Raw genomic sequence first — 17234 nt, 5'->3', positions numbered from 1 at the left:
TGCGCGCCTCTCCCCTGAGTGGAAATCGTCCCGTGCCGATCGTGCCATGCGCCACCGACAGCTAGGGTCGCAGGCGAACGGACACGAGGGAGGACAAAAGGGATGCTGCGCTTGGGACGGCGTGAATTCGGGCCGCACGAGCCGGTGATCATGGCGATCGTGAACCGGACGCCGGACTCCTTCTACGACCAGGGCGCCACCTTCCGGGACGAGCCGGCGCTCGCCCGGGTCGAGCGGGCCGTGGCCGAAGGGGCCGCGATCATCGACATCGGCGGGGTGAAGGCGGGCCCCGGCGAGGAGGTGACGGCCGAGGAGGAGGCGCGGCGCACGGTGGGCTTCGTCGCGGAGGTCCGCAGGCGCCATCCCGACGTGGTCATCAGTGTGGACACCTGGCGGGCGGACGTCGGCGAGGCGGTCTGCGAGGCCGGCGCGGACGTCCTGAACGACGCCTGGGGCGGGGTCGACCCCGGGCTCGCCGAGGTCGCCGCGAAGTACGGAGCGGGGCTCGTGTGCACGCACGCGGGCGGCGCCGAACCGCGGACGCGCCCGCACCGGGTCGCGTACGAGGACGTGATGGCCGACATCCTGCGGGTCACCGTGGGGCTCGCCGAGCGGGCGGCCTCGCTGGGGGTCCGCCGCGACGCCATCATGATCGACCCGGGCCACGACTTCGGGAAGAACACCCGGCACAGCCTGGAGGCGACGCGCCGGCTCGGGGAGATGGCGGAGACGGGGTGGCCGGTGCTGGTGTCCCTCTCCAACAAGGACTTCGTCGGGGAGACGCTGGACCGGCCGGTCAAGGAACGGGTCCTCGGGACGCTCGCGACGACCGCCGTGTCGGCCTGGCTGGGGGCGCGGGTGTACCGGGTGCACGAGGTCGCCGAGACCCGGCAGGTGCTGGACATGGTGGCGTCCATCGCGGGCCACCGGGCGCCCGCCGTGGCCCGGCGCGGGCTGGCGTAGCCGGGCGACGGACGGAGCTCGCGGGGAGGGAACTCGCGGCGACGGGACGACGGACGGGGCGGGGGCGACGGAAGACCGTCGCCCCCGCCCCGTGGACCGCTACTTGCCCGTCTCCTTCGTCACCAGCGCGACCGCCTCGTCCACGTCGTCCGTGACGTGGAAGAGGAGCAGGTCGCGCTCCGAGGCCTTGCCGCCCGCGACGACCGAGTCGCGGAGCCAGTCGACGAGGCCCTTCCAGTACTCCGTGCCGAAGAGGACGATCGGGAAGCGGGTGACCTTGCGGGTCTGGACCAGGGTCAGCGCCTCGAAGAGCTCGTCGAGGGTGCCGAGGCCGCCGGGCAGGACGACGAAGCCCTGCGCGTACTTCACGAACATCGTCTTGCGGACGAAGAAGTAGCGGAAGTTCACGCCGATGTCGACGTGCGGGTTGAGCCCCTGCTCGAAGGGGAGCTCGATGCCGAGGCCGACCGAGACGCCCTTGGCCTCCCTGGCCCCCTTGTTGGCCGCCTCCATGGCGCCGGGACCGCCGCCCGTGATGACCGCGAAGCCGGCCTCGACGAGCGCCCTGCCGATCCGTACGCCCGCCTCGTACTCGGGCGAGTCCGGCTTCGTGCGGGCCGAGCCGAAGACGCTGATCGCGCTCGGCAGTTCGGCGAGGGCGCCGAAGCCCTCGACGAACTCGGACTGGATGCGCATGACCCGCCAGGGGTCGGTGTGCACCCATTCCGAGTCGCCCTCGGTGTCGAGCAGCCGCTGGTCCGTGGTGCCCGGCTGGACCTGGTCCCGCCGCCTGAGCACCGGGCCGAGTCGCTGTTCCTCGGGCTTCGCCATTCCCTCCGGAATGCCCATGGCCTGCTCCCTCCGTCGATCGGCGGTCCGTTGTCGACCGCCAACTGATCTTCTGGTCCGGTCAGCGTAGGACCACAGAGGTGACGAAACGCGAAATTACGGAAGTCAGGACGGGAGAAGTCCGGCGGTCAGGCGGTCAGCCAGTCACGGAGCCGTGCCTCGCAGTGGTGGATCCGGTCGACGGGAACGTGCTCGTCCCGCTTGTGCGCGTAGATGGGGTCGCCGGGGCCGTAGTTGACCGCGGGCACGCCGAGGGCGCTGAAGCGGGACACGTCGGTCCAGCCGAACTTGGGCTGGGCACTTCCGCCGACGGCCTTCATGAAGGCCTCCGCGGCCGGGTGGGAGAGGCCGGGCAGGGCGCCGGGGCTCTCGTCGTCGACGACGAACTCGGCGATGTCGCAGTCGGCGAAGACCTCCCGTACGTACTCCAGGGCCTCGGCCGGGGAGCGGTCGGGGGCGTACCGGTAGTTGACGGTGACCGTGCAGGCGTCGGGGATGACGTTGGTGGCGACGCCGCCCTGGATCGCCACGGCGTTGAGGCCCTCGTGGTACTCCAGGCCGTCGATGACCGGCTTGCGCGGCTCGTACGAGGCGAGGCGGGCGAGGATCGGGGCGGCGGTGTGGATGGCGTTGGAGCCCATCCAGGAGCGCGCGGAGTGGGCGCGCTCACCCGCGGTGTGCAGGATGACGCGCAGCGTGCCCTGGCAGCCGCCCTCGACCTGGGCGTCGGAGGGCTCCAGGAGGACGGCGAAGTCGCCCTCCAGCCAGTCGGGGTGCGCGGCGGCGATCTTCCCGAGGCCGTTGAGGTCGGCGGCGACCTCCTCGTTGTCGTAGAAGACGAAGGTGAGGTCGCGGTTGGGCTCGGGGACGGTGGCGGCGATCCGCAGCTGGACGGCGACCCCGGACTTCATGTCGGAGGTGCCGCAGCCCCACAGGATGCCGTTCTCGTCGAGCCGCGAGGGCACGTTGTCGGCGATCGGCACGGTGTCGATGTGGCCGGCGAGGACGACCCGCTCGCCGCGGCCGAGCCGGGTGCGGGCGACGACGTTGTTGCCGTACCGGTCGACGGTGAGGTGCGGCAGGGTGCGCAGCGCCGTCTCGATGGCGTCGGCGAGCGGCTGCTCGGTGCCGCTGACGGACGGGAAGTCGACGAGGGCCGCGGTCAGCGCGGCTCCGTCCCGGGACAGGTCGAGGGGCGTCTCGCGCGGGGTGATGTCAGCCATGTGCCGACCCTAACGCGGCCTCCAGTACGGTGGGCCCGTGTCCGAGCCCACCCGCCCCGCCCGTCGCGGCCGCCTCGCCCGCTCCGCGGCCGCCTTCGCCGCGCTCCTCGGCCTCGCCTCGTACGTGGCCTTCCACCAGATGACGGGGAGCACCGGCACGCCCCGGTGCAGTGTGGGCACCGGGGACAACCGGTACGAGTTCACTCCGGAGCAGGCGTCGAACGCCGCGACGATCTCCGCCGTGGGGACGACCCGGGGCCTGCCGGAGCGTGCGGTGACGATCGCGCTCGCGACGGCGCTCCAGGAGTCGGCGCTGCGGAACATCGAGCACGGCGACCGGGACTCGCTCGGTCTCTTCCAGCAGCGGCCCTCGATGGGCTGGGGGACGCCGGCGCAGATCATGGACCCGGTGTACTCGGCGGGGAAGTTCTACGAGGGCCTGGAGAAGGTCCGGGGGTACTCGCGGCTGCCGCTGACGGTGGCGGCGCAGAAGGTGCAGAAGAGCGGTTTCCCGCAGGCGTACGCGAAGCACGAGCCGGACGCCACGCTGCTGTCGGCCGCCCTGACGGGCCGGTCCCCCGCCGCGCTCTCCTGTACGACCGGCACGGCGGAGGGCCTGCCGGGCGATCCGGAGAAGGTCCGCGCGGAGCTGGTGCGCGCCTTCGGCGAGAAGGCGGCGCCGAAGGCCGTGACGGGCGGCCCGAGCGCGGGCCGTTCGGCGGGCGGGCCGCCGGTGCTCGTGGTGCCGGTACGGACGGCGGCCGGGACGGCGACCGGCGCGGCGGCCGAGGCGGACGAGCGGCACGGCTGGGAGCTGGCGCAGTGGGCGGTGGCGCGGGCGGAGACGCTGCGCGTCACCGAGGTCGCGTACCGGGACCGGGTGTGGCGCGCGGGCGAGTCCGGCGGCGGCTGGTCGAAGGTCTCGGGGGCGAGGGCCTCCGGCTCGCCGAAGGGGGCCCCGGAGTCCTCGGGCGCGTCTGCCGCGGGCGGCGAGACCGTCCGTATGCGACTCGCGCACTAGCCGATCACCCGTACGGCGGTTCACTCGCCCGTGGCACGACACCGGTGCGTGTCCGGGGAAATTCGCGACCCTTCCGCGCCGTCTTTTCCGCACTGCGCCCCACCCGCCCAATTCCCTTACGGGGCAAGGGAAGTGACGGTTCGGCAGATGCCTGCGCAATGACACGTTCGTCCGTTTTCCTCCCCACCCGACAATACGACGCATTACCAATTCTTTACCTTCGACCTCCGCAACCTCTCCCGCCCCAGGGCCGGTTGTCACTGCGTCCGAACAACACCTCGCACCTCGTCGAAGGAGCACCATGACCCTCCCCCTGACCCGTCGGATCGCCCGCGCCGCCCTCCTCATCGCGGCCGGAGCAGCCCCCGTGGTCGGTGCGGCCGGCTCCGCGAGCGCCCTGGACCACAGCATCGCGCCGACCGGCGCCCTCACCGGCCTCTCCGCCCTCGACGCCGCCGGTGCGGGCACCGCCGTCGACAGCGCCTCGCAGACGGCCACCGACGTCGTCGGCACCACCGGCAGCAAGGCCGTCGGCACGGCCGTCCCCGCCGCCGGCAAGACCGTCGGCGCGGCGGGCAAGACCGCCACCCCGGCCGCCCAGAAGGTCGCCGGGGACACCGCCGGCAGCGCGGGCGAGGTCGTCGGCAAGACGGCCGGCGCCGCCGCGGAGAGCGCGGAGGGCCCGACCGGCGGCGCCCTCGGCGGCGGCCTCGGCGGCCTGCCGACCGGCCAGACGCTCGGCGGTCTGCCGATCGGCGGCTGACCCGCACGCACGGCGCAGGACGAAGGGCCCGGGAAGCGAATGCTTCCCGGGCCCTTCCCCGTGTCACGGACGGCCGGTCACGACGGCCGGTGTCCCGGACGGCCGGTCGCGGACGGCCGGCGTCCCGTGCGGCCGGTGTCGCTCAGCCGAGCCGCTTGACCGCCGCGTCGACGCGCTCGTCCGTCGCCGTGAAGGCCACCCGCACGAACCGCTCCCCCGCCTCGCCGTAGAAGTCGCCCGGGGCCACCAGGACGCCCTTCTCGGCCAGGTACGCCACGGTCTCCCAGCAGGGCTCGTCCCGGGTCGCCCACAGGTACAGGCTGGCCTCGCTGTGCTCGATCCGGAAGCCGTGCGCCTCCAGCGCCGCCCGCAGGGCCGCCCGGCGTGCCGCGTACCGCTCCCGCTGCTCGGCCACGTGCGTGTCGTCGCCGAGCGCGGCGACCGTCGCCGCCTGCACCGGCGCCGCGGTCATCATGCCGCCGTGCTTGCGGATCTGGAGCAGCTCGCCGAGGACGGCCGCGTCGCCCGCGACGAACGCGGCCCGGTAGCCGGCCAGGTTGGAGCGCTTGGACAGCGAGTGGACGGCGACGATGCCCTCGTACGAACCACCGCAGACGTCCGGGTGCAGGACGGAGACCGGGTCGGCCTCCCAGCCCAGCTCCAGGTAGCACTCGTCGGAGAAGACGAGGACACCGTGCTCACGTGCCCAGGCCACGATCCTGGTCAGCTCGTCCTTGGCGAGGACCTTGCCCGTCGGGTTCGACGGGGAGTTGAGCCAGAGCAGCTTCAGACCGGCCGGGTCGAGCTCGGTCGGGTCGTCGTAGACGACGGCCTCCGCGCCGCAGAGCCGCGCGCCGACCTCGTACGTCGGGTACGCGAGCCGCGGGTAGGCCACCCGGTCGCCCGCGCCGAGGCCCAGCTGCGTCGGCAGCCACGCCACCAGCTCCTTGGAGCCCACCACCGGCAGCACGTTCTCGTGCGCGAAGTCCACCGCGCCCAGACGCCGCCCGCACCAGCCGGTGAGCGCGTCCCGCAGCTCCTTCGTCCCCCAGACCGTGGGATAGCCCGGGGAGTCCGCCGCCGCGACCAGGGCCTCCTGGATCAGCGCGGGGACCGGGTCGACGGGCGTGCCGACCGAGAGGTCCACGATCCCGTCCGGGTGCGCCAGGGCCGTCTTCTTGTACGGCTCCAGCTTGTCCCAGGGGAAGACGGGCAGGCGCGAAGAGACTGCGCTCACGGGTTGGCTCTCACTTCCTGTACGTACACGGGGAGGCGTCGGGAAACGCCTCGGTCCCGCACGGCGGCCGACGCCGTACGGGACCGGGATGCGACCTGAAGCGGTCGATCAGCCGTTCTGCGGCGGCAGGGCGGCGATGAAGGGGTGGTCCCGCTCGATCTCGCCGAGCTTGGAGGCACCACCGGGCGAACCGAGCTCGTCGAAGAACTCGACGTTCGCCTTGTAGTAGTCCTTCCACTCCTCCGGGGTGTCGTCCTCGTAGAAGATCGCCTCGACCGGGCAGACCGGCTCACAGGCCCCGCAGTCGACGCATTCGTCCGGGTGGATGTACAAGGACCGCTTGCCCTCGTAGATGCAGTCGACGGGGCACTCCTCGATGCACGCCTTGTCCTTCACGTCGACACAAGGCTGCGCGATGACGTAGGTCACGCTGTCGTTCCTCCTCGATAGGGCTGGTCTGCGCGGGAGCGCGGCGTCGTCGATGCCCGCACCTAGTATCTCCGTTCTTGGGGGCGATCCGAACAGGAGGGGCGGAGAACCTGTGGAATTCACCGGCGGAGGGCGCCTTGAGGTCCGAATCAGCGGCGCTGACGTGGGAAAACGTGTCTCCGTTCGGTACGTGACGGAGTCGGCGGCACCGGGTGCGAGATTCACCGACGCGGTCGGAGTTCTCACATCATGGGACAACTCTGTGCTGCTGATCACACGAAAGAGCGGCGAGAGCGTCCGGATCGCGGAATCCACCCTGGTCGCGGGGAAGGTCGTCCCACCCGCCCCGGCCCGCCGGCGCGGCCCCTCGGCCACCTTCCCCGAGCTGGCGCGGGCCACCGCGCGCGCGTGGCGGCCGGTCGAGAGCGAAGCGCTCGGCGAGTGGACCCTGCGTGCCTCCGACGGATTCACCCGCCGCGCCAACTCCGTGCTTCCGCTCGGTGATCCCGGACTGCCGATCGCCGACGCCCTGACGCACGTACGCGCGTGGTACGCGGCCCGGAGGCTCCCGGCGTACATACAGACCTCCACCGGCGCCGAGGGCACCCAGGAACTGCTCTGCGCGGCCCTCGACCGGCACGGCTGGCGGCGCGAGGTCTCCGCGGAGGTACGGATCGCGGCGCTGGCCCCGATCGGCGACCTGGACGCCGACGTCTCCGCCGTGCGCCTCTCCCGCACCGTCGACGAGTCGTGGCTGGGGCGCTACCAGCGCTTCGGCGAACCGGGTCCGGCGGTACGGGCGGTGCTCGCGTCCGGCCCGAGTGTGTGGTTCGCGTCCGTGGCGGGCACGGGAGAGGTACCCGCGGCGATCGGGCGGTGCGTCGTCGACGGGCGCTGGGCCGGCTTCATGGCCGTCGAGGTCGACCCGGAGCAGCGGCGCCGGGGCCTGGCGACGTCCGTCATGACCGCGCTCGCCCGCCGGGCCCTCGACGAGGGCGCGTCGGCGGCCTGGCTCCAGGTGGAGGCGGACAACGAGGGCGCGCTGGCGCTGTACGACGGGATGGGCTTCGCGCCCCATCACCACTACCACCACTACCGATGGGCGGAGGCGTGACGGAGGACGTACCACCACCGGACGGGCCGGACGGCGGGCCGGGAGACGGGCCGGCAGGCCGAGCGGCGGACGGGCCGGGAGACGGGCCGGCAGGCGAGCCGGCGGACAGGCCGGGAGACGGGCGCGGAGACGACGACGGGGCCGCGGGCGGCTTCGGCGCGGTGGACCCGCCCGACTGGCGGAGGGAGTTCGCGGAGGAGGCGCGGTCGGAGCGGCCCGACCTCGCCCGGCTCTGTCTCCTGATCGGGGCGGTGGCGGACCCCACGGTCACCCGGCACGCCCTCGACGAGGCCGAGATCGAACTCGACCGCCTCGCCGGGCTCGTGCCGTACGCCACCCGGATCACCGGCGACTGGGCCACCGCGCTCGCCGGGCTCCTCGGCCACCGGGAGGGCTTCGAGGGCGTGCCCGCCGACTACCAGCGGCTGGAGTCCTCGCTCCTGCACGAGGTGCTCCGGCGCCGCCGCGGCCTGCCGATCCTGCTCTCCGTCGTCTGGATGGAGGTCGCCCGCCGGGCCGGCGCCCCCGTGTACGGCCTCGGGCTGCCCGGTCACTTCGTCGTGGGTTTCGGCGACCCGGCCGACCTGAACCTCGCCGACCCCTTCGCGGGCGGCCGCGCCATGACCGGCACGGACGCCGAGCTCCTGGTCACGAGCGCGACGGGCGAGGCCCTCGACCGTTCGATGCTCCGGCCCGCCGAGCCCGGCGCGATCGTGCTGCGGGTCCTCAACAACATCCGTGCCTGGGCGGCCCCCCGACCGGAACGCTCCGACGTGGCCCTGTGGGCGGTGGAACTCTCCCTGCTGCTCCCCTCCCACCCGGCGAGGCTCCGCTACGAGCGCGCCGAGCTGCTCGTCCAGCGCGGGCAGTTCCTCACGGGGGCGGCGGAGATGGAGGCGTACGCGCGGGTGATGGACGCGGTGGACCCGGAGTCGGCGACGACGATCCGGCGCCGGGCACAGGCGGCGCGGGCGCGGCTGAACTAGGACGCGGGCCCGGGAGCAGCGAGGAAGGGGGCGGGGCGACCGGATTCGAACCGGCGTCCTCCGAGATGATGTCGCGGCGCACTACCTCTGTGCTACGACCCCGCCCTTGGAAGGGATCCCAGGCAGCGGCGGCGCACGGCGGCGAGCGGATTTCGGCGGAGGGGCGCGCTACCCCCGCCGACCGACCATCTCGGTGATCCAGACGGGTGCGTACGGGGACGTGCAGCCCGGGGACGTCGGGTAGTCCTTGAGCACCTCCAGGCGCTCTCCGATGTCGAGCGCACGGGCGCGCAGCTCGGCGTGCTCGATGCCGATCTGGGCCAGACAGTGGTTCATCGCCCACTGGAGGCGGTCCGGGGCGTCCTTCATCTCCGCCTCGATGACGTCGAGCAGACCCCCGAGGTCGAGGCCCTCGGGCTTCTTCGCCACGCGTTCGGTGGTCAGCGCCCAGCCGGCGCTCGCCACCACCGGATCCGGATCGGCGGACCACGCCACCCGCAGCTCCTCGGCGTGCGGGTTCTTCTTCACCACGTAGTTCACGAGCCAGTCGTGCACCTTGGGGGTGCGGGCCCGGCGGACCATGGCGTCCAGCTCGTCACGGCCGAAGGCCTTCGGGCGGCAGATCAGGAGCGCCAGCAGTTTCGCCGCGGTGTCGTCCGTCTCCCAGAGCCCGTACGCGAGGTCCTGCTGCGTCTTCAGCCGCTTCGCGAGCGCGCGCAGCCTGCCGAGGTTCACACCGTGGTCGTCACCGTGCCTCTCGTTCACCGCCCGCGCCTTCGGATCCTCCAGCGCGGCCAGCTCGGCCATCACCCCGGCCACCGTCGTCTCGGCCACCTCAGCCTCCTCACATGCGGAATGCAGCCTACGACGGGAGCCCGCCACCGGGTGTACCCGTCGCTCGCGACGACGGGCGGTGCCGTCGGACGCGTCGCGCACCGGCCCTCCGCCCGCCCGGCGGCAGAATGCGGCCATGCCGCTGACCGCAGACGTCCTCGTCGCCCTCGTCGCCCTGCTGCACGCCTACATCCTGGTGATGGAGATGTTCCTGTGGGAGAAGGAGACCGGCCGTCGCTTCTCCGGCTTCGACGCCAGGATGGCCCGTGACACCGCCGCCATGGCCGCCAACCAGGGCCTCTACAACGGCTTCCTCGCCGCCGGGCTCGTCTGGGGCCTGATCGCCGACGACCCGACCGGCTTCGGCGCCCGGGTCTTCTTCCTGTCCTGCGTCGTCATCGCCGGTCTCTACGGCGCCGCCACGGCCAACCGCCGGATCCTCTTCGCCCAGGCCCTCCCCGGCGCCCTCGCCCTCTCGGCCGTCCTCGTCGCCCGCTACTGAGGGCGCCGCCGCGCGACCCGGCCCACGCGCCGAGCCCCCGGCCGACGGTCGTCGGGCGGGGGCTCGGGGGTGCCGCGTGGCGGGTGTGGCTCCGGCTGTCAGCCCTCGCCGCTCAGGTCGATCCTCTTGGTGCGTTCGGCCTGGGTCTTGCCGAGGAGCGCGTCGCGCATCACGAAGGCCACGTCGTCGGCGGAGACCTCGTGCTTGGTGCCGTCGCCCTTGGTGATCATGACGCCGTCGAAGGCCCCGTCGAGCAGCCGCTCGATCGCCTTCTTGTCGTAGACCTCGACCAGACGGCCGTCGACCGCCTTCATGGAGAGGATCTGCGGCAGGGACCGCGCCGGGCCGAAGTCGATGTACCTCTGGCCCGCGTAGATCCGGATCACACCGGACATCGCGGGGGTGGCGAACTCCTTCATCGCCCGGTCCACCTCCGCCTTGGTGACGCTCGGCTGGCGGTTCGTGACCGGCAGCTCGACCAGCTTGTTCTGCCCCGTCTCCACCTGGGCGCGGAAGGCGTCCCGTACCGAGATCATCGAGCGCTGGATGTCGAGGCCCTTGCCGGGCTTGCCCTCGACGGGCGTCACCTTGTTCGGTGCGAAGAGGATCGTGCCCTCGGTCGCCGACGCGGCCCTGCCGGCCAGGTCGTTCAGCGAGACCGCGAGCTTCTCCTCGTCGACCGGGAAGACCGGCTTGGCGACCCGCTCGCCGCCGAAGAGGGTGCTGATGACGGAGACCGGGTTGTAGTCGCTGCCCGCCGCGGCGCGGACGGTCTCCTGGCTGTCGAGCGCCAGGCCCGCCTTCTCCGGGGCCAGCTGGACCTTCTTGCCGCCGATGCCGAGCTGGAGCGGGGTCCCGGCACGCTTGCCGAGGGCCGCGTCCAGCTTGTTGACGGCCTCCTCCTTCGTACCGCCGCCGATGTCCACACCGAGGACCGTGGTCCCCTTGGGAACGTCGGAGTGGTTGAGGAGCAGTCCGGCGCCGTAGGCGACGCCGGCGAGGCCGACGACCGCGACGGCGACGAGGACCAGCTTGGAGCGGCCCTTCTTCGCCTGGGCGCGGCCGGGCGCCGCCGCCTGGCGCGGTGCGGGGGCGGGGGCGGGGGCGGGGGCCGTCTGCTCCTCGATGCGCGGGGTGAGGTTCGGGCGGGCCGCCTTCGGCGGGACGACGGGGATGCCGCTGGTGAGCGTGTCCCCGGAGATGTGGGCGTTGCCGTCGGCCGGCTGACCCGGTCCGCGCCGGCCGGGGGCCGGCGCGGGCGGCTGCGGGGTGAGGATCGCGGTGTCGTCGGACATACGGGGGGCTCCGCCGGGAGCGCCACCGGGCACACCGCCGGGGAACGGGGAGCCCGCGCCCTGGCCGGGGCCGCCCTGACCGCCCTGGCCGGGGCCGCTCTGACCGGGGCCGCGCTGTCCGCCGCCCGGACCGCCCTGACCCTGACCCTGGAACGGGCCCGTCGCCGGGCCGCCCAGCGAGGCCGTGCCGGTCATCGGGCCCGTGGTGGGGCCGGACGGCGCGGCGGGGCCCTGACCGGGGCCGCGGTACGCGGGCGTACCTCCGGCGGGAGTGCCGTCGTACCTCGGGGTGCCGGCGGCGGGGGTGCCGTCGTACATCGGAGTACCGCCGCCCGGCGTCCCGTCGTACATCGGAGTACCGCCGCCCGGCGTCCCGTCGTACATCGGAGTACCGCCCGCCGGAGTGCCGCTCTCGTACAGCGGGTTGCCGGCGGTGGGCCGGCCTCCCGCGACGGGGCGGCTCGACGGGGTGTTGCCGACCGTCGGAACGCCCGAGGTCGCCGAGCCCGCGAAGCCCGTGCCCTGGGCCTCCGGCCCGCCGAGGGGCGAGGCGGGCTTGGGCGCCGGGGTGGGGGCCGGGGGCAGCGCGGGCGTGGGAGCCGGGCCCTGGGGCGCCGCCTTGCGGGGGGCGAACCAGTCGCTCGTCTCCTTCGCCTTCGGCGCCTCCTCGGCCTGCGGAGGCTCCGGGGCCGCCACCGGCTCGGGCACCGGCTCCACGGCGGGCGCGGGCTCCGGCGCGGGCTCCGGAGACGGCGCGGGCGTCTCGCTGACCGTGGTGCGGACCACGACCGGCGGGATCGGACGCGAACCCGGGATGTTGATCCGGATCCGGGTCGTCAGCGTCGTCTCGGTCTTGGGCTCCTCCGGCGGTGCGGGCGCGACGGCGGTCTCCTCCGGCGCGTCCTGCGAGGGGTGGAGCGACGGATACTGGCGGGATCCGTACGGCGGTGTACCCGAGGGGTACGCGGCTCCGCCGCGCCCCTGGGCGCCGGAGGACGAACTGTCAGTCTCTCGACCAGTTTCACGACTCAAAGCAGGATCTCCCGGTTGGCTCCACCGCCCGCTCTTGCTGATGCTCGTGTAACCCGGGCGGCTCGGCGGCGCGCACCACCATACTGGCCGCCGCCCTCACATACCCGACCCCTGGGTGACCGACCATGGGCAATCCGGCCGAAGTCGGGACGTCCTCGTGCTCAAGTCGTCCTGTTCACGGGGTCGGTCGGGGCAGCCGGGACAGCGTGGTGCACATCACAGCGATCGCCATGCCCCCGAAGAGGAAGAGCAGCTCGCCGACGCCTCCGCCGAACGCCCCGTCACCCTCCGGGCGTCCGAAGCTGAGCAGGATCACGGCGATCAGCCAGCCTCCTCCGGCGGCGGCCACGCCGACCTGGGTCCCGGTGGCCCGCATCCCGCCGTAGAAGAGGCCGGCGGTCGCGAGGAGCGCGAGGATCAGGCCGAGGGGGAGCCAGGCGGCCTGGACGAGGGCTCCGGCGGTGCCGACGAGGAAACCGAGCACGGCCAGGCCCGCGTACCAGGCGAATCGGGCGTTGCGGGAGGCAGGGAGCGTGTCGGGCGTCGTGGGGTTCACGCCGTCACTCCCGCGAACAGGTCGGTCTCGCGGACGCCCGCGGGGGCCCCCGCGGTCCCCCGCACCAACTCGTAGTACTCGGTGGTGAAGATCGGCTGGCCCAGGTCGTTGGAGAGGGCGAAGAACGGACCGTCGACCGCGACTTGGGTGACGTGCGCGGCCATCGCCGCGCTCTTGCGGGCCGTGTGCTCCGGTCCCGCGTCGATCTCGGCGGTGATCCGGTCCTCCTCGACGACTCCGGGGACGTCGTCGATCACGGCGACGGCCGGGAAGGCGGAACCCTCGGCGCGCAGCCGGGCGAACCCGGCCTCGGCGACCGGGCGCGGGACCCTGTTCCAGTAGATCTTGGCGACCGTGTGGGCCGCTCCGAGATCGGGGCGGTAGGCGGGGTCGGCGGCCAGTTCGGCGGCGCGCATCGCGACCCGGTGGGCCTGGATGTGGTCCGGGTGTCCGTAGCCGCCGTCGGGGTCGTAGGTGACGAGGACCTGCGGACGGGTCTCCCTGATCACCTCGACGAGATACGGGGCGGCGGTGTCGACGTCGGTGTTCCAGAAGGCGTTCTCACGCTTGTTCTGTTCGGCGCCCATCATTCCGGAGTCGCGGAAGCGGCCCGGACCACCGAGGAAGCGGTGGTCGGTGACGCCCAGCTCGGTCATCGCGGCGGCGAGTTCGCCGACGCGATGGGGGCCGAGCCGGTCCTCCCGGTCGGGGGCCAGGTGGGCGAGCTCGGGCGGGATGACCTCGCCCTCCTCGCCGAGCGTGCAGGTGACCAGGGTGACGAGGGCGCCCTCGGCCGCGTACCTGGCCATGGTGGCGCCGTTGTTGATCGACTCGTCGTCCGGGTGCGCGTGCACGAGCAGCAGACGGCGGGCGGGGAGATCGGACATGTCCCCACCCTACGAGGTCCGGCCGGAAGACAGGTCAGGACGTGGGGCGGCTCAGAACTTGAGGCCGCCGACCATGTTCGCCACGTTCGTGGTGAGGGTGCTGATGGACGGGGCGATGGACGAGCTCGCCAGGTAGAAGCCCAGGAGCGCACAGACCGCCGCGTGTCCGGCCTTCAACCCGGATTTCCGGATCAGAAGGAAGACGACGATCGCCAGCAGCACCACCACGGAGATCGAGAGTGCCACGGCGGTTCACCTCCACACTTCTTCGGTCGGATATTCGAGTGGTTCGGTCGATCAGCATGTGCCAGAGGGCAGGCCCGTCGGATGCATACCCACCTAGCGCTACGGATCATAACTATCCGTACGGCCGCATCGATCGGCGGACGGAGGCACGAGGGGGGCGCACGGCGCTAGTTTCAGCCGCATGACCTCGTCTCGACAGCAGCCGGCCACACCCTCGGCCGGGCTTTCCTTCCCCCGCCAGCACGCCCGGACGCAGCGGTTCACCCTGGGGGTTCCGCGCGCTTTCTCGGTCTCCCCGGACGGGGAGCGCGTGGTGTTCGTCAGGTCCGCCTCGGGCACGGACCGGTCGCACCGGCTCTGGGTGCTCGACCTTCCGCGCGACGGCGGACCGCCCGTGGAGAGGGTGGCGGCCGACCCCGAGCTGCTGCTCGCGGGCGCGGAGGAGGAGTTGTCGCCGCAGGAGCGGGCGCGCCGGGAGCGGAGACGGGAGGGCTCGGCCGGTGTGGTGGCGTACGCGGTGGACGGAGCCGTGGAGTTGGCGGCCTTCGCCCTGTCGGGGCGGCTGTTCACGGCGGAACTGCGGGCGGGGACGGCGCGGGAACTGCCGGTGCCGGGGCCGGTGATCGACCCCCGGCCGTCGCCGGACGGGCGCCGCGTGGCGTACGTGGCGGAGGGCGCGCTGCGGGTGGTGGACGCGGACGGATCGGGCGACCGGGCGCTGGCCGTTCCGGAGGACGCGCACGTCTCCTACGGATTGGCCGAATTCATCGCCTCGGAGGAGATGACCCGGTACCGGGGATTCTGGTGGTCGCCCGCCTCGGACCGGCTGCTCGTCGCGCGGGTGGACGACCGTGCGGTCGGACGCTGGTGGATCGCGGACCCGGCGCACCCGGAGCGGGCGCCCCAGCAGGTGGCGTACCCGGCGGCGGGCACGGCCAACGCGGAGGTCGGGCTCTTCGTCATGGGCCTCGACGGGGCCCGCGCGGAGGTGCGGTGGGACCGGGAGCGGTTCCCCTACCTGGCGCGGGTGCACTGGTCGGCGGCCGGGGCGCCGCTCCTCCTCGTCCAGGCGCGGAACCAGCGCGAGCAGCTGTTCCTGGCGGTGGATCCGGAGTCCGGGGAGACCACGACCGTACGGACGGAGAAGGACCCGGTGTGGCTGGAGCTGCTGCCGGGGGTCCCGGCGTGGGCTCCGGACGGCCGGCTCGTCCGGCTCACCGACGAGAGCGGCGCCCGCGCCCTGGCCGTGGGCGACCGGACGCTCACCGACGGCGCCCTGCACGTGCGGGCCGTGCTCGACATCGGGGCGGACGACGTCCTCGTGTCGGCGTCGGCCGGCGCGGGCGCCGACGCGGACCGGCCGGAGACCGGCGAGGTCCATGTGTACCGGGTGACCGACGGGGCCGCCGAGCGGCTGTCCGAGGGCGTCGGGACGCACGGGGCGGTGCGCTCCGGCACGGTGACCGTGCTCGTGTCGGCGCGCCCGGAGACGCCGGGGAGCGTGGCGCGGGTGCTGCGGGACGGCGAAGAGGTCGCGGTGGTGGCCTCGTACGCCCAGCGGCCGGTGATCGGCGCCGGCGTACGGCTCACGGAGGCGGGTGTCCGGCGGATCCCGTGCGCGGTGCTGCTGCCCTCGGGGTACGAGGAGGCGGACGGGCCGCTGCCGGTCCTGATGGATCCGTACGGCGGTCCGCACGGGCCGCGTGTGGTCGCCGCGCACAATCCGCATCTGACGTCCCAGTGGTTCGCCGACCAGGGCTTCGCGGTGGTCGTGGCGGACGGGCGGGGCACCCCGGGCCGCTCCCCCGCCTGGGAGAAGTCGATCGCCCGGGACTTCGCGCCGACCCTCGACGACCAGGTGGACGCGCTGCGGGGCCTGGCCGGGCGTTTCCCCCTCGATCTGGAGCGGGTGGCGATCCGCGGCTGGTCGTACGGCGGCTACCTGGCGGCGCGGGCGGTGCTGCGGCGGCCGGACGTCTTCCACGCGGCCGTCGTGGGGGCGCCGGTGACGGACTGGCGGCGGTACGACACCCACTACACGGAGCGGTACCTCGGCACGCCGCAGGACGACCCGGAGGTGTACGCGGCGCAGTCGCTGCTCACCGACGAAGGGCTCTCGGAGCCGGAGGTGCCCGCGCGGCCGATGATGATCGTCCACGGTCTCGCGGACGACAACGTGGTGGTCGCGCACGCGCTGCGGCTCTCCTCCGCGCTGCTGGCGGCGGGCCGGCCCCACGAGGTGCTGCCGCTGTCCGGGGTCACGCACATGACGCCGCAGGAGCAGGTCGCGGAGAACCTGCTCCTGCTGCAGGTGGACTTCCTGAAGCGGTCCCTCGGGATGCGGACGGCCTGAGTCACCAGCCGGGCGGCGGCGGGTAGGGCGGGGCCGGGGGCGGCATCCCGGCCGGTGTGTACGGGCCGGGTGCGGCGGCGGGGGCGCCGCGCCCGGCCAGGAGGACGAGCACCGCGATGCCGGCGAGCAGCTCGAAGAAGGCGCTGACCACGCTCAGCCGGCCGACGGTCGGGAGGTCCGCGAAGTGGCCGACCAGTTCGTAGCGGGTGGTCCGCGCGATCTCGGCGATCCCGCCGGCCGTCAGGAACGCCCCGGCGAGCAGCCCGAAGGCCCGGCCGTGGCGGGCCCGTACGAAGGCGGAGACGGCGGCCGTCCCGTACACGGCGACGAGGACGAGTGACAGCCAGCCCGGCGGGGGCGCGAGGGCCGCCTTGATGACGGACCGGCCGCCGATGAACCGGTCGACGGTGATCTCCAGGGGGAGTTCGGTGGACCAGTACAGCTCCCACAGGATCACGACGAGCGCGGCGGCGGAGAGCAGGACGCCGGCGGCGACGGCGGGGCCGGGGCACGGACGGGTCGGGAGCGGCTCGTACGAGGCGGTGGCGGGGCGGCGGCCGACGGCCGCGGTGACGATCAGACCGGCGGCGAGGGCCAGTTCGAGGAACGCGGTGACGAGGGCCCCGCTGTCGGGGGTCCAGAGACCGGGCAGCCGCAGGGCGAGGGTGACGCTTCCGGTGGCGGCAAGCGCGGAGGCCGCGTGCCGGGAGCGGAGGGCGGCGACGACCGCGGCCACGGAGACGACGAGGAGCACCGCGTCGATCAGGGAGGTGGCGGACCGCCCCCGGATGAGGAAGTGGTGGTCCCCCGCCCAGTACCAGGCGAGGTCGACGGGTGAGCCGAGCGCGGCGAGATCCTTGAGGATCCACACGGCGGCGATGAGGGCGAGCGCGGCGCAGAGCGCGGCGCCCGTGAGTCGTGCCGGTCGTGTCACTGTCACGGAC

At 73.5% G+C, this 17234-nt stretch carries 17 protein-coding genes; 7 read left to right on the top strand and 10 right to left on the bottom strand.

Going from position 1 to position 17234, the window contains the following annotated elements:
- The first annotated feature begins 102 nt into the window (after positions 1–102).
- Positions 103–963 carry a dihydropteroate synthase gene (folP, locus tag ACH4MY_RS35050; RefSeq protein ID WP_398008438.1) on the top strand — a complete coding sequence of 287 codons (861 nt, stop codon included), beginning with the start codon at positions 103–105 and terminating at the stop codon, positions 961–963.
- A gap of 99 nt (positions 964–1062) precedes the next feature.
- On the opposite strand, the gene ACH4MY_RS35045 is transcribed toward folP, so the two are convergent.
- Both ACH4MY_RS35045 and dapE read right to left on the bottom strand, forming a co-directional pair.
- Positions 1063–1812: a TIGR00730 family Rossman fold protein gene (locus tag ACH4MY_RS35045; protein ID WP_189835782.1), complete on the bottom strand. Its 750-nt coding sequence runs from the start codon at positions 1810–1812 to the stop codon at positions 1063–1065.
- Between the two features lie 128 nt (positions 1813–1940).
- Positions 1941–3035 (bottom strand): succinyl-diaminopimelate desuccinylase, encoded by a 1095-nt coding sequence (dapE, locus tag ACH4MY_RS35040; protein ID WP_398008436.1) that lies wholly within the window; start codon positions 3033–3035, stop codon positions 1941–1943.
- Positions 3036–3072: 37 nt separating this feature from the next.
- Between dapE and ACH4MY_RS35035 the strand changes: the two genes are divergently transcribed.
- Together ACH4MY_RS35035 and ACH4MY_RS35030 are read left to right on the top strand one after the other, a co-directional pair.
- Complete coding sequence (locus ACH4MY_RS35035; RefSeq protein ID WP_398008434.1) at positions 3073–4056, top strand: hypothetical protein; 984 nt, start codon at positions 3073–3075, stop codon at positions 4054–4056.
- A gap of 301 nt (positions 4057–4357) precedes the next feature.
- On the top strand, positions 4358–4819 hold the full coding sequence (locus ACH4MY_RS35030; protein ID WP_398008432.1) for an ATP-binding protein: 462 nt from the start codon (positions 4358–4360) through the stop codon (positions 4817–4819).
- A 142-nt stretch (positions 4820–4961) separates the two neighbouring features.
- Here ACH4MY_RS35030 and ACH4MY_RS35025 read toward each other — a convergent pair whose 3' ends face one another.
- Positions 4962–6056, bottom strand: a complete 1095-nt coding sequence (locus ACH4MY_RS35025) for a bifunctional succinyldiaminopimelate transaminase/glutamate-prephenate aminotransferase (protein ID WP_398008430.1) — start codon at positions 6054–6056, stop codon at positions 4962–4964.
- Between the two features lie 108 nt (positions 6057–6164).
- Positions 6165–6485, bottom strand: coding sequence for a ferredoxin (gene fdxA, locus ACH4MY_RS35020; protein ID WP_015035968.1), 321 nt, complete (start codon positions 6483–6485; stop codon positions 6165–6167).
- A 112-nt stretch (positions 6486–6597) separates the two neighbouring features.
- Between fdxA and ACH4MY_RS35015 the strand changes: the two genes are divergently transcribed.
- Together ACH4MY_RS35015 and ACH4MY_RS35010 are read left to right on the top strand one after the other, a co-directional pair.
- Positions 6598–7599, top strand: a complete 1002-nt coding sequence (locus ACH4MY_RS35015; RefSeq protein ID WP_398008428.1) for a GNAT family N-acetyltransferase — start codon at positions 6598–6600, stop codon at positions 7597–7599.
- Positions 7596–8585, top strand: coding sequence for a tetratricopeptide repeat protein (locus tag ACH4MY_RS35010; protein WP_398008426.1), 990 nt, complete (start codon positions 7596–7598; stop codon positions 8583–8585). Before ACH4MY_RS35015 ends, ACH4MY_RS35010 begins: the two co-directional genes overlap by 4 nt.
- 168 nt (positions 8586–8753) lie before the next feature.
- Here the strand turns inward: ACH4MY_RS35010 and ACH4MY_RS35005 are convergent, their stop codons facing one another.
- On the bottom strand, positions 8754–9392 hold the full coding sequence (locus ACH4MY_RS35005) for a DNA alkylation repair protein (RefSeq protein ID WP_398008553.1): 639 nt from the start codon (positions 9390–9392) through the stop codon (positions 8754–8756).
- Positions 9393–9555: 163 nt separating this feature from the next.
- On the opposite strand from ACH4MY_RS35005, the gene ACH4MY_RS35000 reads away from it, so the two are divergent.
- Positions 9556–9921 (top strand): DUF1304 domain-containing protein, encoded by a 366-nt coding sequence (locus ACH4MY_RS35000; RefSeq protein WP_398008424.1) that lies wholly within the window; start codon positions 9556–9558, stop codon positions 9919–9921.
- A 98-nt stretch (positions 9922–10019) separates the two neighbouring features.
- Here the strand turns inward: ACH4MY_RS35000 and ACH4MY_RS34995 are convergent, their stop codons facing one another.
- The 4 genes from ACH4MY_RS34995 to ACH4MY_RS34980 form a co-directional block, all read right to left on the bottom strand.
- Positions 10020–11600 (bottom strand): hypothetical protein, encoded by a 1581-nt coding sequence (locus ACH4MY_RS34995; protein WP_398008551.1) that lies wholly within the window; start codon positions 11598–11600, stop codon positions 10020–10022.
- Positions 11601–12423: 823 nt separating this feature from the next.
- A complete protein-coding gene (locus tag ACH4MY_RS34990; protein ID WP_398008422.1) occupies positions 12424–12804 on the bottom strand; it encodes a DUF6113 family protein in 381 nt (126 codons plus the stop codon).
- Complete coding sequence (gene mshB, locus ACH4MY_RS34985; RefSeq protein WP_398008420.1) at positions 12801–13691, bottom strand: N-acetyl-1-D-myo-inositol-2-amino-2-deoxy-alpha-D-glucopyranoside deacetylase; 891 nt, start codon at positions 13689–13691, stop codon at positions 12801–12803. Before mshB ends, ACH4MY_RS34990 begins: the two co-directional genes overlap by 4 nt.
- A gap of 51 nt (positions 13692–13742) precedes the next feature.
- Positions 13743–13937 carry a hypothetical protein gene (locus tag ACH4MY_RS34980; RefSeq protein WP_030207665.1) on the bottom strand — a complete coding sequence of 65 codons (195 nt, stop codon included), beginning with the start codon at positions 13935–13937 and terminating at the stop codon, positions 13743–13745.
- 181 nt (positions 13938–14118) lie between these two features.
- On the opposite strand from ACH4MY_RS34980, the gene ACH4MY_RS34975 reads away from it, so the two are divergent.
- Entirely contained in the window at positions 14119–16290 is a 2172-nt protein-coding gene (locus ACH4MY_RS34975) for a prolyl oligopeptidase family serine peptidase (RefSeq protein ID WP_398008418.1), read from the top strand.
- 1 nt (position 16291) lies between these two features.
- Here ACH4MY_RS34975 and ACH4MY_RS34970 read toward each other — a convergent pair whose 3' ends face one another.
- Positions 16292–17230: a hypothetical protein gene (locus ACH4MY_RS34970; RefSeq protein ID WP_398008416.1), complete on the bottom strand. Its 939-nt coding sequence runs from the start codon at positions 17228–17230 to the stop codon at positions 16292–16294.
- Positions 17231–17234 lie beyond the last annotated feature (4 nt).

Origin of the sequence: Streptomyces sp. NPDC017246, assembly GCF_044331325.1 — a bacterium.
Lineage (GTDB): Bacteria > Actinomycetota > Actinomycetes > Streptomycetales > Streptomycetaceae > Streptomyces.
This window is presented reverse-complemented; position numbering and strand designations above follow the sequence as displayed.